The organism is Winogradskya consettensis (genome assembly GCF_018332715.1).
In the GTDB taxonomy this organism is placed as follows: domain Bacteria; phylum Actinomycetota; class Actinomycetes; order Mycobacteriales; family Micromonosporaceae; genus Actinoplanes; species Actinoplanes consettensis.
On sequence record NZ_BOQP01000035.1, the window covers coordinates 158,518 to 172,103 of the forward strand.

Annotated in this window: 13 protein-coding genes; 8 read left to right on the plus strand and 5 right to left on the minus strand. The window is 69.1% G+C overall.

From position 1 onward, the window contains the following. Nucleotides 1–2: 2 nt before the first annotated feature. The 3 genes from Aco04nite_RS30965 (at nt 3) to Aco04nite_RS30975 (ending at nt 2,594) form a co-directional block, all read left to right on the plus strand. Nucleotides 3–620, plus strand: coding sequence for an alpha/beta fold hydrolase (locus Aco04nite_RS30965; RefSeq protein ID WP_213000768.1), 618 nt, complete (start codon nt 3–5; stop codon nt 618–620). A 73-nt stretch (nt 621–693) separates the two neighbouring features. Beyond that, complete coding sequence (locus Aco04nite_RS30970) at nt 694–1,377, plus strand: type IV toxin-antitoxin system AbiEi family antitoxin domain-containing protein (RefSeq protein ID WP_213000769.1); 684 nt, start codon at nt 694–696, stop codon at nt 1,375–1,377. Continuing rightward, nucleotides 1,374–2,594 carry a nucleotidyl transferase AbiEii/AbiGii toxin family protein gene (locus Aco04nite_RS30975; protein ID WP_213000770.1) on the plus strand — a complete coding sequence of 407 codons (1,221 nt, stop codon included), beginning with the start codon at nt 1,374–1,376 and terminating at the stop codon, nt 2,592–2,594. Before Aco04nite_RS30970 ends, Aco04nite_RS30975 begins: the two co-directional genes overlap by 4 nt. A gap of 311 nt (nt 2,595–2,905) precedes the next feature. Here Aco04nite_RS30975 and Aco04nite_RS30980 read toward each other — a convergent pair whose 3' ends face one another. Next, nucleotides 2,906–3,256, minus strand: a complete 351-nt coding sequence (locus Aco04nite_RS30980) for a DoxX family protein (protein WP_213000771.1) — start codon at nt 3,254–3,256, stop codon at nt 2,906–2,908. A gap of 106 nt (nt 3,257–3,362) precedes the next feature. Between Aco04nite_RS30980 and Aco04nite_RS49760 the strand changes: the two genes are divergently transcribed. Further along, nucleotides 3,363–4,472: a glycosyltransferase family 4 protein gene (locus Aco04nite_RS49760; protein WP_280519393.1), complete on the plus strand. Its 1,110-nt coding sequence runs from the start codon at nt 3,363–3,365 to the stop codon at nt 4,470–4,472. Here the strand turns inward: Aco04nite_RS49760 and Aco04nite_RS30990 are convergent. Continuing rightward, on the minus strand, nt 4,448–5,578 hold the full coding sequence (locus Aco04nite_RS30990; RefSeq protein ID WP_213000772.1) for a beta-galactosidase: 1,131 nt from the start codon (nt 5,576–5,578) through the stop codon (nt 4,448–4,450). The genes Aco04nite_RS49760 and Aco04nite_RS30990 overlap by 25 nt on opposite strands. Nucleotides 5,579–5,905: 327 nt before the next feature. Here Aco04nite_RS30990 and Aco04nite_RS30995 point away from each other — a divergent pair, with 327 nt between their 5' ends. The 3 genes from Aco04nite_RS30995 to Aco04nite_RS31005 all read left to right on the plus strand — a co-directional run bounded on the left by Aco04nite_RS30995 (nt 5,906) and on the right by Aco04nite_RS31005 (nt 9,407). Next, entirely contained in the window at nt 5,906–7,198 is a 1,293-nt protein-coding gene (locus Aco04nite_RS30995; RefSeq protein WP_213000773.1) for a methyl-accepting chemotaxis protein, read from the plus strand. 60 nt (nt 7,199–7,258) lie between these two features. Next, complete coding sequence (locus Aco04nite_RS31000; protein WP_244876416.1) at nt 7,259–8,392, plus strand: EAL domain-containing protein; 1,134 nt, start codon at nt 7,259–7,261, stop codon at nt 8,390–8,392. Nucleotides 8,393–8,642: 250 nt separating this feature from the next. Then, on the plus strand, nt 8,643–9,407 hold the full coding sequence (locus tag Aco04nite_RS31005) for an SDR family NAD(P)-dependent oxidoreductase (RefSeq protein WP_213000774.1): 765 nt from the start codon (nt 8,643–8,645) through the stop codon (nt 9,405–9,407). Here Aco04nite_RS31005 and Aco04nite_RS31010 read toward each other — a convergent pair. Both Aco04nite_RS31010 and Aco04nite_RS31015 read right to left on the minus strand, forming a co-directional pair. Continuing rightward, nucleotides 9,397–10,092, minus strand: coding sequence for a carbon-nitrogen hydrolase family protein (locus Aco04nite_RS31010; protein ID WP_213000775.1), 696 nt, complete (start codon nt 10,090–10,092; stop codon nt 9,397–9,399). The two genes, Aco04nite_RS31005 and Aco04nite_RS31010, sit on opposite strands and share 11 nt — an antisense overlap. After that, nucleotides 10,086–10,826 (minus strand): class I SAM-dependent methyltransferase, encoded by a 741-nt coding sequence (locus Aco04nite_RS31015; protein WP_203839713.1) that lies wholly within the window; start codon nt 10,824–10,826, stop codon nt 10,086–10,088. The genes Aco04nite_RS31010 and Aco04nite_RS31015 overlap by 7 nt, the downstream gene beginning before the upstream one ends. Before the next feature lie 252 nt (nt 10,827–11,078). Between Aco04nite_RS31015 and Aco04nite_RS31020 the strand changes: the two genes are divergently transcribed. After that, nucleotides 11,079–12,017, plus strand: coding sequence for a hypothetical protein (locus Aco04nite_RS31020; protein WP_213000776.1), 939 nt, complete (start codon nt 11,079–11,081; stop codon nt 12,015–12,017). Nucleotides 12,018–12,219: 202 nt separating this feature from the next. On the opposite strand, the gene Aco04nite_RS31025 is transcribed toward Aco04nite_RS31020, so the two are convergent. Beyond that, the gene (locus Aco04nite_RS31025) at nt 12,220–13,284 is read right to left on the minus strand and encodes a threonine aldolase family protein (protein WP_213000777.1); all 1,065 of its coding nucleotides are present in this window, start codon (nt 13,282–13,284) and stop codon (nt 12,220–12,222) included. Between the last annotated feature and the right edge of the window lie 302 nt (nt 13,285–13,586).

Here is a 13,586-nt window from a genome sequence, read left to right on the forward strand (position 1 = left end):
CCATGCTTCTCCTTCACGGCCTCGGCGAATCAACACACGATTGGGAGAACGTCCTCCCCGACCTGGCAGCTGATCATTACGTGTGGGCGGTGGACCTGCGGGGTCACGGCTCCAGCCCCCACCCGGGCACCTACTCGTTCGAACTGATGCGGGACGACGTCCTCGCCTTTCTCGACACCCACGCCATCGGCCCCTGCGTGATGATCGGCCACTCGATGGGTGGCCTCACGGCACTGCTGCTCGCCGAGCTCGACCCGAGCCGCCTCACCCACCTGATCCTGGAGGACGTGGCCGCACCCCGCCTGAACGTCCTGCACCGCGAGCCCCTGGACCCACCGGACGAGCCCACACCATTCGACTTCGCCGCGGTCAACCCACTCTTCGCCCAGCTCAGCAACCCCGACCCGGCCTGGTGGGAGCACACCCGCACCCTGCCCACTCCCACCCTGGTCATCGGCGGCGGCACCCCCAGCACCATCCCGCAGACCCTCCTCGCGGACATGGTCGCCCAAATGCCCCACGCCACCCTCACCACCATCGAAGCCGGCCACGACGTCCACGCCACCCACCCCACAGAGTTCCTGACCGCCGTCACTACTTTCCTCAAGTCATCTCTCTGAGGCTTTAGGCCTTAATCACCGTTTATAGCAAATCTTGGTGGACGTTTGTATCGCTGAGCGATACATTCGCTGTATGAATGCGCGGCGTTTTGCGGCTCTGGCCGCAGTGGCGGAGCGGCAGGGCGGGCTCATCAGCACTGCCCAGGCCGCTGGACAGGGGATCAGTCGGGCTGCCCTGGGCAGACTTGCGGAGGCCGAAGCAATCGTCGCTCTGCGCCGCGGCATCTACCTGATGCGCGGTGGCACGTCGGACCTGACTGATCTGAGAGCCGCGTGGCTTGCCAGCAATCCCGATCGCGATCCCGACGCCGAGCTGATCAGCGGGCCGGTGCTCTCGCATGCTGCCGCCGCTCAGGTGTGGGAGGCCGGTGACCTTTCGGTATGGCCGATGGACATCACCATCCCGGAGCGGCGCTGGAGTAGGCAGCCTGACATCCGCTTCCGGGTGCGAAGCCTCGACCCTGGTGATGTCACAGTGATGAACGGGCTGCCGATCACCACGCCCGCCCGCACCGTCGCGGATCTTCTGGACGACCGGATGGGCGGCCACGATCCGGCTCACGTGGGCAAGGTCGCTGCTGATCTGCTGACCGGCCGTCGTGACACTTTCCCTGGCCTCGCCCGTCACCTCGCCGGTCGCGGCAGGCGGCTCGGCCTGCGAAGCACCGCAGGGGGATCCGCGGTGCTCAACGGGCTGCTTGTTGCGGCCGGCTATGGCGAATCTTCTCAAGGAGACGAAGGGCTGGACGCTGCATGACACTGGGTCGAGCACAATTTGCCGCCGCGGCCTACGTCTCTGTGCTGACCAAAGTGCCACAAGCGCGGGTGCGCACGGTCTTTGCGCGGCTTCTCGAGTCAGGCACTTCAGGCACCGAAGGGCCGCGGGTGGCCGATTTCCTCGCTGAGCAACGGACCGTGTGCGAAGCCGAGTTTGGGCCTGACGGTGAACGCCTTGTTCTTTCTCTGGGTAGGGCGTGGGCTGCGGATCCCCCCTCGTCGCAGGGGCTGGCGGTATGGAGTGACCTGCCCGTATCGCCCGAGCATCCGTTGGCTGATATTTCCAAACCGTCGAGCGATCTCGCCAAGTCGCTGTCCGACCGAAGTCGGCGCATCGCTCGGGAAGGGAAGCTTCCGCTTGACCACGTCAGGCGGAGCGTCGCGATCGACCGGCTGATGCAGCGACTCATGAGTGATCAGGGCCGCGACTGGATTCTCAAGGGTGGTACGGCGCTCGCGAGCCGCAGAGCGGTTCTGGGATACACGGCTCGCAAAACGCTAGACCTCGACGCTGCTACACATGCAGAGGACGTCGAGGACATCATCGTGGGGCTGGACGCGGCGGTCTCGAAGGACCTCGAGGACGGGGTGGATTTCCGGCGAAAGACGGTCGAGCACGTCAAAGCGCAGGGGAAGACGGCGGTGCGGGTCAAGTACGACATGTACGTCGGCCTGCGTGTATGGGAATCCGTGAAGGTCGAGGTTGTCCAGGACACGGAGCTGACGTGCTCACCCGTGCTCGCCCCAGCGTCGCCGGCCGCTGCGGACGCGCACGGCTGGATGGTGATGCCGTATCGGACTGTGCACCCGGCGGACCACGTCGCGGACAAATGGGCCGGCATGACCGAAGTGCAGCCGAACGGTACCCCCTCGAGCCGTTTTCGCGACCTCCTCGATCTGGTGACGATCGTGAACTCCGAAGTGATCGAGGCGGACGACGTTATTCGTGCATGCGCGCAGCGGCGTTTGCGTCCGGGGATGGCGGCGGGGGTCAGCACGTTGCAACTGCCTGCCGAGACCTGGCGTGCCGGCTACCGCAAAGTTGCCAGGGAAGCAGCCAAACTGGGAGTCCCAGAGGCGATCCTCCTTCCCGAGGCAGACGAAGCCGTCGTCTTCGTCGCGTATTTTCTCAACCCGGTCCTGGCGGGGACAGCCACCGGGTCGTGGAGTCCTGAGCTTCACAGATGGCAGTCCTGAACCGCTCAGGTCGCTCTGGACGGGCCGGCGGAGCGAGGCTGATCTGCGACGATCTCGTCATGTCGATGGACTTGATGGCCTGCGCTGACCACGCCGTGGAGCATGCGCGTCGGAGGCTTTCTGGTTACGAACGGTTTGTGGGAATGCTCTGGTATGGCGCCGTTGAGGTGGATCCGACGAAGGTGGGAGGTTGTCGGCTGCTTTGCCGGTGAGGGATGGCCTGAGCCGGAGCGGGTGAAGGTTGGCTTCGACTCGGCGGAGCGGGTGGCGGCCGGGGGTGGGTACGCCTACTTCCGGTCCTAGGGGATTGGTTACCAGTGGTAGGTCAGGTTGACGACCAGGTTGGCCACGACTGTGGTGAAGAAGACCGCCCAGCCGGTGAGGTTGCGGGAGCCTACTCGGAGGTGGGCGATGAGGGCTCCGGTGAAGTAGAGGACCAGGCCGATTGCGGCGAGGGTGCCCAGTAGGGGGAGGGCGAGGCCGGCCAGGAGGCCAAGGGTGCCGGCTGCCAGGAATGCGCCGAGGATCGGGACCCAGGTGCGGGGGATTCGTTTGATGTCCGCTTGGGCTTTGGGGTAGTCGTGGCCGATCAGGTAGAAGGTGGCGGCGATGGCGGTGAAGAGGGCCGTGATGAGGGTGAGCGTGAGGTAAGCGGCGTACATGGGCGCTCCAATGTGGTTGGTTGCCACATGGACGAGGTGGGCGCGGGAAGTGTGACGGGGAGGGGAAGTGGCTGCCGGGGCGGGGCGGTGGTGCGACGATCCGAGAATGGCCGTGCGGATCGGGGTTGACGGGCGGGTGCTCAACGAGCGGTATCACGGGATCGGGCGGGTGGCTTATGAGCTTTGCCGGGGGATGGCTCGGGTGCCGGGGGTGGAGCTTGTTGTGTTCGTGGGGGACCAGCGCTCGGAGCGGTTTGATGTGGCGGCGTTGGGGGCGCTGCCCGGTGTGAGTGTGCGGCGGGTGGGGATGAAGGCAGTTGACGTCCGGCAGCTGTGGGGGTGGTGGGCTGCCGCCAGGGACGTTGACGTGATGTTTTTTCCCTATCACCTCGGGGCTTCGCCGGTGCTGGGGAAACCGGGTGTGGCGCTGGTGCACGACTGCATTTTTGAGACTGATGCTCGCTTTGCGCCGTCGCGGGCGGTCGGTTGGGCGTACCGGGTCATGACCGGGCTGGTGGTTCGGAGCTTGACCGTGGCGACGGTGAGTGCGGCTTCCGCGCAGGAGATCGAGCGGTTCTACGGGCGGCGGGTTCATCCGGGGCGGGTCATTCACAACGGGGTTGATCAGGAGTTGCGGGGCAGCGCCGAGGGGGCGCGCAGGCTGCGGGAGGAATTCGGGCTCGAGCCCGGGTACGTGCTGCACGTCGGGGCTCAGCGGCCGCACAAGAACGTCGGGTTGCTGGTGGAGGCGGTCGCCGCGGTTCCGGGGGCGAGGCTTGTGCTGGTCGGGTCCGCGGACGAGCGGTTTCCGGTGGAGAAGAGCGCCGGGGAAAGGGTGACGCGGCTTCCCTTCGTACCCGAGGAACTGCTGGGGAGTCTTTACGCGGGTGCGGCGCTCCTCGCGTACCCATCGCTGGTTGAGGGGTTTGGGTTGCCCATGCTGGAGGCCATGGTGGCCGGGACCGCCGTGCTCGCGAGTGACGTGCCGGTGTTGCGGGAAGTGGGTGGCAGTGCGGCGCTCTACGCCGCGCCCACGTGTGCCGAGGCGTGGACGGCTGCGATCTCCCGGCTGCTCGCCGATGATGATTTGCGGGCTCAGCTGGGTGCTGCCGGCGTCGTGCACGCCTCGGGGTTCACGTGGGACAGAGCCGCTGAGCGGCTCGTCGCCGCCTGCCGGGAGCTGGCGGGGAGTTATCCGGCCGCGGCCGAGAGGTAACGGGCGTTGCCGATGATGTCGGACGGGGCGAGGCGGACGATGTAGAGCGCCGCCAGGTTGTTGCGCCGGGCGATGGCCATCACGGCCGGGAGCTGGCTGGGGAGGCAGACGTGGCTGGTCTCGGCCATCGTGCGCAGGCCCTTGGCGGCGGCGAGGCCGGAGAGGTACGAGATGGTGTCGGCGTTCTCGGCCCAGGTGCCGTAGACGACGACCTTCGGGTCCTTGAGGGCCGCGATCTGGCGGGTGGCGTCGTAGCCGCGCTGGACCTCGCCGTTGATCTCCGGGCTGGACGTGCCGGCGAGGTTGGTCGCGACGGCCCTGTCGAAGTCGCCGGCGCGCATGCCGTAGGAGGGGTAGAGAACCGCGGTCGTGCCCTGGTAGCCGGCGGAGCGCAGGCTGGCGATCTGCCAGTTCTGGTACGCGGCGAGCGAGTTCAGGTACCACTTGAGGAACTTGGCCGCCTGGCCCTTGGTGCTGGACATGCCGGGCTTCCAGCCGGGGGTCGGCGTGGCCTTGCGGGCGTTGACGTCGAATGCGAAGTAGAGGTTGCGCAGCTTGCCGGTGGCCGGGTCGAGCTTGAAGGGATAGGTCAGCTCGCCCCAGTGGCCGCCGCCGGTGCGCACGACGGAGAAGTTCCGGCCGACCTTCGTGAAGACCTTCTTCAGGTAGCGCGTGGCGAGGGTGCGGTACTGCGTACCGAAGATGAGGTTGGGCTCTTTCGAGTCGGTGTACGTGTCACCGTTCTGGTCGACGTAGCGGGCGCCGGGCAGCGCGAGCAGCCAGTCGGGGGCCTCGTGGACACCCGCGTTGAAGGTGATCGTGTAGCCGAGCGACCTGAGGCGGGTGATCCGGGCGGCGATGCCGTCCAGGTACGCCTCGTCGTACTGGCCCTGGGTGGGCTCGGCCTGGAACCAGTTCATCTCGACCAGGACGTCCGCTGCCCCGCCCGCGTTGTGCAGGCCGGCCATCTCGGCGTCGGAGTAGTTGCCGATGATGCCGAGCTTCGTCGTGGTCGACACGCTGGCCTGAGCCTCGGCAGGGGTGAACGCGAAGAGGGCGATAGCGGCGGCGGCCGCTGCGGCGATCTTAGTCGAGAAGTTGTTCACGACGGTGTTGTCGGCGCGCCCCGGCAGTCGGAGCGCACTGGCAACCGAGCCCTAACGCGCGGCACCCCAACTGCAATACGCTGCCGCGATGGAGCACCACGTGATGCCCGAGGGCATGCCCCCCACGAACGGTTACAGCCACGCTGTCTCTTTCACCGGCACGATGGTCGCGATCTCCGGTCAGGTGCCGCTCGGCCCTCGGCCAGCTCCCTGGTGCAGGTGAGCGGTCTGGTGCATCTCTCCTTCCGAGTGGAGATCGAGGCGCTCGCGGCCCGGCCTTGAGGCATTTGGCCGCTTTCATGGCTTTTACCAGGGCATGATTCAGGCATGTCGCTGATCGCCAACCGGCTGCCGCGCGGTGCCCGCCTCTCGGCCGAATCCTGGCAGTCCCGGCACCGGATCGTGACGGCGCTGCTGTGGGCGCATCTCCCGGTGCTGCTCGTGCTGGGATTTGTCGGACCGATGCCGCTGTGGGAGGGCCTGGCGCTGCCCGGCGGGATCGCCGTCCTCGCCGCCGCGGCCATGTTCGTCGGCAACACCCGGGCGCAGGCATCGCTCGCCAGCGTCGGGCTCATCGCCTGCACGTTCGTCGCGATCGAGCTCTCCGGTGGGCAGATGTCACTGCACATCCACCTGTACGCGATTCTCGTCTTCATCGCGCTCTACCAGCAGTGGGAGCCCCTCTCGTGGGCCGTGCTGGTGGTCGTCGTGCACCACGGCATCCTCGGGCTGGTCGCACCCGGCCGGGTCTTCGGCATGCCCGGCATGACGCACTGGGAGGGGCTGCGCCAGGTCGTCCTGCACGCGAGCCTCGCCCTGATCGAGGTAGCCGGGATCCTCGTGCTCTGGCACTTCGCCGAGATCGCCGAGAAGGAAGCGGAGACCGCCAACCGGGCCACCGAGGAACAGCGGCTCGACCACGAGCGGGTCCAGCGCGAATCCGAGGGCCGGCTGGTCGCGGAGGAGCGGCAGAACCTCGCGGCCACGGCCGAGCGGGCAGCGCAGATCGCCGGGGACGCCGAAGCGGTCGGCGGCGAGGCCCAGGCGGCGATCGCGGCCGTGGCGGCTGTCGACGCGGAGCTCGCCACGCTGGCGACGGCGGTGCGGGACGTGGCGGCCCGCTCCGGGGAAGCGGCGAGCAATGCCTCGCGTGGCCGGGACACCGCCATGCAGGCCGTCGAGAAGGTGCAGGGGCTCGAACGCTCGGTCAGCGAGATCGCCGAGGTCAACGCGCTGATCGCCCAGCTCGCCGCGCAGACGAATCTGCTCGCGCTCAACGCCACCATCGAGGCGGCGCGGGCGGGGGAGGCCGGTCGTGGCTTCGCCGTGGTCGCCAACGAGGTGAAGGAACTGGCCCAGCAGACGGCCAGCTCCGTCGAGCGGGTCAACCAGGTCATCGAGTCGATCGTCGCCCAGACCGGGGACGTGTCGGAGACCTTCCAGTCCACCACCGCCGCGGTCACCGACATCCACACCGTGCAGACCGACATCGCCGCCTCGGTCGAGGAGCAGTCCGCCGTGCTCGGCGAGGTGACCCGTCAGCTGTCCCACGCGACCGCGGCGGCCGAGTCGGTGCTGACGGGCCTCAACCGCCTGACGAGCCGGGCTGCAGACCGCTGATTCGCCGCTCGGCTCAAGTCTGCGGAGGTGCTGCCGATCGGTGCGGGCATGGACTGGCCGATGATCGAGCGTCTGCTCGGTCTCGCGCGCGCCCATCTCGGTGCCGAGGTCGCCGTGCTCTCCGACATCAGCGACGGGCGCCAGGTGGTCCGGGCCGTCAGCGGTGATGTCGGTGCCTGGGTGGTGGGCGTGGAGCTCACCGATTCGTACTGCCTGCGGGTGGCCGAGGGGACGCTCTCCCCGGTGATCCCCGACGCCCGCCGCGAGGTGTCGACGCGTGACCTCGGATTCACCCAGCGGCACGGGATCGGCTCGTACGTCGGGGTGCCGTGGAGCACGGCGGACGGCTCGCGGGCGGGGATTCTCTGCTGTCTCAGCCGTACGCCCGACCCGCGGCTCGGCCAGGACTCCGCCCTCTTCCTGGGGATGCTCGCCGAGCTGATCGGCGACCAGGTGAACAGCCCCGTGGTGCAGCACGAGCGCGAGGACATCGGCATGCTCCGCGACGTCCTCGACGAGCGGACCCTCCGGATGGTCTTCCAGCCCGTCGTGCGGCTGAGTGACGGCGTGACGGTCGGCTACGAGTCGCTGGCCCGTTTCGACCTGACCGCGTTCCCGACGCCGGCCCACGCGTTCGCCGCCGCCGGGCGTGCCGGGCTCGGCGTCGACCTGGAACTGCTCGCGATCGAGCGGGCGTTCGAGGCGCTGCCCGACATGCCGTACGACACGACGCTGGGCATCAACCTGTCGGCCGAGGCGCTGATGTCCCCCGCGGTGCAGGCGTCGGTGCTGGCCCATGCCGGCGGCAACATCTGCGTGGAGGTCACCGAGCACACCGCGGTCACCGACTATCCCGCGCTGAACGAGGTCACCGGGCGGCTCCGCGCCGCGAACGTCCTGATCGTGGTCGACGACGCGGGCGCCGGGTTCGCCAGCCTGCAGCACATCCTCCAGCTGCGGCCGGACATCATCAAGCTCGACATCAGCCTGACCCGCGACATCGACGCTGACCCGGTGCGCTCGGCGCTGGCCCGCTCGCTGGTGTCGTTCGCGGCCGAGGTCGGGGCTCGTCTGGTCGCCGAGGGCATCGAGACCCGGGCCGAGCACGACAAGCTGCGTACGATCGGCGTCGACTTCGGCCAGGGCTACTTCCTCGCCAAGCCCGGTCCACTTCCACTACGCCCCTTTGGCTGACACCCCCACAGCGAGTACGCCGAGCAGGCCGATCAGGAGCAGGATAATGACGGCGAAGTGGGTCTTGTCGCGTCGGGTCATACGCCGGGGTTGCTTTCCGCCCCAGTCGAATCGTTGATCGGGCACCCGTCCAGTCTTCGCCACCGCACCGGTCCACGGTCATAGTCGAAAGAACCAAAAATATTTAGCCTATTTCCGTACGACCTCCGGGGCCTATTGTTCGTTGAAGCTCTTCAGTGAGGAGGCGGGTATGCGGTTGCTCGACGGCAGGACGGCGATCATCTACGGCGGCGGGGGCTCGATCGGCGGGGCCATCGCCCGGGCGTACGGGCAGCAGGGCGCGCGGGTCTTCCTCGCCGGCCGCACCCCGGTGACCCTGGAGGCGGTCGCGGCCGACATCCGCGCGGCCGGCGGCGACGCGCAGACCGCCACGGTCGACGCGCTGGACGAGGAAGCGGTCGAAGCCCACGCCGATGCGGTGGCGGCCACGGCCGGGCGCATCGATATCTCGGTCAACGTCATCGCCGACAGCGATGTTCAGGGCATCCCGATGGCCGACATGTCCCTCGACGACTACCTCAGCCCGGTGACCACGTCTGTCCGGTCGAAGTTCCTCACCGCCCGCGCGGCCGCCCGCCATATGCGCCCGCGCGGCTCGGGGGTCATCCTGACGTTCGGCGGCTCCGGCGACTGGGCGGCCGCGCGCCGCTACCGGCTCGGTGGGTTGCAGACCGCGTTCGAGGCGGTCGAGGCGATGCGGCGCCAGCTCGCGAGCGAACTCGGGGCGTACGGCATCCGCGTCATCACCCTGCAGACCGGCGGCGTCCCGGACTCCATCCCGCAGTCGTTCGAGGGCCGCGCGGCGATCGAGGCCGACCTCGTGGGTCAGACGTTGCTGGGTCGCACGGCGACGTTCGAGGACGTCGGCAACGTGGCGGTCTTCGCGGCCTCCGACTGGGCCCGCACGATCACCGGCACGGCCATCAACATCACCTGCGGCGCGGTCATCGACTGAGCGTTCCCACGGCGACGTCGTCCGGGTCGGGGCCGGCGCGGTCGATCAGCTCGCCGGTCGGGGACCAGATGCCGGAGCGGCCCGCGTTGTCCTCGTAGCCGTCGCCCGTCGGTCCCGCGAAGCTGGCGAAGGCCACCCAGACGCCGTACTGCTTCGAGATGCGCTGGGCGCGTTCCTCCTGGACCACCGCGTCGGGGGCGAGGTCGAGTACGCCGGCGACGTACGCGTCGATCCCCAGGTCTGCCGTCTGCTCCTGGTGCAGTGGGATGCCGGTGTCCTTGCACAGGGCGAGCCCCAGCCGCCAGCCATCCACCTCGATCACCGCGGGGCCCGGGCCGGGTGCGAAATGGCCCGGCTCGTGCCCGGCCAGATTCACCTTTCGGTACGCGATCCGCGCACCCTCGCCGTCGATCGCCAGCATCGCCAGGTAGCGGTCCTCAACGGGTGCACTTGCCAGCGCGAGAGTGCCTGTCTCGGCGCATGCCTCGATCAGGGGCGCCAGGCGGGGATCGGCGGGGTCCACCGCGGGGGCGTCCAGCTCGTAGCCGGTCAGCGACAGCTCCGGGAACACCACGACCCGTGCCCCGGTCTGCCGCACCGCTGCAGCGTGCTCCCGCGCGTTCGCCTCCACGTCCAGCGCCGAGCACTTCGGTTGTGCGACAGCCAATCTGAGCTCAGTCACCACCGGGATGCCTGCACCAGGAAGCGGTGGGTCATGGCGGTGAAGTGGCCGTGCGTGCGGATCAGGGCATCCATGCGGCGCAGCGTGCGGTCGTAGCGCTCGGCGGTGAAGTCGCGGATCTGCCACGGCACCGCGCGCAGCTGATAGACCACCGCGCCGACATCGCGGAACGTCATCGGGAGCCGCTCCTCGCGGACGTCGGTGACGGTCAGGCCCGCGGCCTCCAGAGCCGTGACCGCCGTGGCAGCCGTCCAGGCCCGGGGATGCGGCGGCGGCGCGCCGAGCTCGGCGTTCAGGGCGGCCAGGTCGTCGCTGCCCACCTGCTGGCTGAGCACCGTGCCGCCGCGGGTGAGCAGCCGGGCGATGTCGTCGGCGGGCAGCCGGCCGTGGCGGCTCAGCACCACGTCGAACTCCTCCTCACCGCCCGGCAACTCGGTGACCACCGAGACCCCGAACGGCGTCAGCCGGTCACGGGCAACGGCGACGTTGGGCCCCCAGCCCTCCACCGCGACGGTGTGCGGCGGCAGCGGCGCCAGCTCAGCGAGCAACTCCCCGCCGCCGGTGTCAAGATCGAGCATGCTCGTGGCCCGGCGCAGCAACGGCCGCGCCAGCCCGGGAAACGACCAGGACGGATCAGGCCCCACTGCCCGGCCATCCCGCCAGGCAAATTCCCAACCCGTCATGGGTACGCCCACCGCGTCACGAACAAGCTGGTCATACTGCGGTCCGGAACCCATGAGCCGACCGTAGCCGGGCATCCCGGACCACAGCCCTCCCGTTGCACGACGGTTACCATCCGGTGATGGTGCTGCAGCTCAACGGCCGATTTGAGACGTCGCGGCCGCTCTCCCGACCGCTTGGCGTTCGCTGACGTTCACCAACGGCGGGGTCCTGGCCTTCCCCTCTCGGCTCTGACGCTCGCCGCAGTCCCGCGAAAAGTTTTCTGAACTTCACTGCATTGTGGAGGGAGGCTCGCGCGTGTCGACGGTATGAAGAAAACCTTGCTGGTCCTGGCCACGAGCCTCACCGCCCTCGCCATCCCCGCCGCCGCAGCGGCTGCCTCGTCCTCGGCCCCCGCCCCGTCCACTTCCAGCCCGGCGTCGCCCTCCGGCCGCGTGGCTGTCCAGCCGGCATCGTCGCCCGGCCGCGTGGCTGTCCAGCCGGCATCGTCGCCCGCCGTTCGCGGGACCGTTCAGCCGGTGACGCGGGTGGCCGCGCTGGACCCCGAACCGATCAGCATGAAACTCACCGACGTGGTGCTGGCCGGCGACCCACGCCGGCCGTCGGCGGTCACGAAGGTCACGGTGACCAATGACAGCACCCAGGCGGAGCGGGCCGGCTTCACCCTCAGCCTGGTGCCCAACCTGACGCTCGGGTCGTCCACCGACTGCGCGCCGACCGGCGACACCGGCCACAAATGGACGTGCGGCGGCTGGGACCTGGCACCCGGCAAGTCGGTCACGGTCGGCGTACCGATCGTGGCCGCCCAGCCGGAAGCAGTCTTCGGCATCAAGATCTACGCCGGCACCGTCCAGGGCATCACCCCGGACGGCAGGACCGGCCTCCCGCAGGATTTCGCAGCCACCTACCCGGCCAAGACAACCCTCAAGCTCACCGTGGTACGCGACCCGCTCGACCCGCAGTCCGTCCAGGTCAAGGCCACCAACGCAGGCAGCATCCCCCTCGACGCCTACTCCCTCATCGTCCTGACCCCGACCGGCGTCAAGGTCACCAGCACAGCCTGCAAGCCCTCAGACGACGGCCAGTGGTGCGAGGTCTACCGCAACACCGGCCTCGCCCAGGGAGCCACGGACAGCTTCCAACTCCACCTCTCCGTCCCGACCGGCCCGCGCGACGTCAAGTTCTACCTCGCCCCGACCGCCCGCTACACCAACACCGACACGACCGCCCTGGTCAGCGTGGGCTGACCTCCCCTCATCCGAGAGAGACCGCCGCTGCTCGGCGCGCGTTTGCGGTGGGACGCCCACCGAGCAGCGGCTTTCGGGCCTGGGGCTTTCGGTCCCGGGCTTTCGGTCTTGGGCTTCCGGGCTTCGGGTCTGGGGTTTCGGCCGACGGCTCCCGACGTGAGGGCTCTCGACCTGGGCTACCCGGCCAGGGTCGGGGCCTGGGTCAGGTGCAGAGGCCGGCGAGGATTTCGGCGATGGCTTCTGGTTTGTGGCGGAGGGTGGCTCGGCCGACGGTGAGTTCGGTGCGGAGGGTGGCGGGGTCGCCGGTGGCTACGGCGCTGGGCCAGACCCAGAGGCCTGTTTCTTCGGCGAGGCGTCGGGAGTTGGCGCGGAAGGTTTCCGGCGAGGTGGCGAAGAGCAGGTGCATCATCGGTGACTGTGGTGGGTCGGGGACCACGCGGACCTCGGGCAGTGGCCGGAGGGCGTCGGCGATCGCCTGGGCGTGCTGCATCCGGAGGGGCATCTCCTCCAGGGTCGCGTCGAGCTGGCTGAGGGCTGAGGACGCTGCGGGCCACAGGCCGTAGAGGGTGCCGCCGAGGCGGGAGCGCCATTCGCGGATTTCGGCGATGTCCTGCTCGGAGCCGGCCACGCAGCAACCGGGAAGTGCTCCCACTCCCTTGTAGAACGAGACGTAGACCGTGTCGAACAGCGCGGCGATCTCGGCGTGGGTCCGGCCGTAGCCGGCGCTGGCCTCCCAGAGTCGTGCCCCGTCGAGGTGGGTGGCGGCGCCGCGCTCGCGGGCCCAGGTTGTTTGGGCCACCAGGTCCTCCCAGGCGGGCATCTGGCCGCCGATGTCACGCTGGGGGAGCTCGATGACGAGAGCGGCGATCGACTCGGACACCTTTTCCAGGTCGCTGAGCTCGAGGAGCCGGTCGAAGTCGCCGGTGGCCCGTCCGACCAGCTGGTGCAGGCGCTGGTAGGCCTGCAGTTCGTGCCGTTCGACGTGGCAGTAGGGGTGCCAGACCACCGTGCGGGTGTTGCGCCGGTCGGCGTGGACGCGAAGTGCTGCGGGCTGGGCCATCGTGCCGCTGGGCAGGAACACGGCGGCCGGTTTGCCGAGCAGCTCGGCGATGCGGGCCTCGAGCTGGGCGACGACGCCGCCGTCGCCGTAGACGTCCGCTTCCACCTCGGGGTCGATGGAGTCGAGCAGCTCCCGAGGGCGGCCCAGCCCATTGCCGAGAAGGGTGTCGGTGCAAGCGGCCCGCCGGGCCCGAATTTCCTCATCCACGGCGCCCAGTCTGTCTGTCCTGCCGTCATCTGTCAGTCCTCTGCCTCGTCCAGTCACCAAATCAGGCCGCCCAAATCGGGGATTCCCAGTGGGGTCGCCCAGTGGGGCCGTCCAGAGGGTTCGCCCAGAGACAGACGCCCGGAGCGGGTCGCCCGGAGAGGCCGCCCAGACGTGGCCGCCCAGACGTGGCCGCCCAGACGTGGCCGCCCAGACGTGGCCGCCCAGACGTGGCCGCCCAGACGTGGCCGCCCAGACGCTGCTCAGACGTGGCTGCTCAGACGTGGCTGCTCAGACGTGGCTGC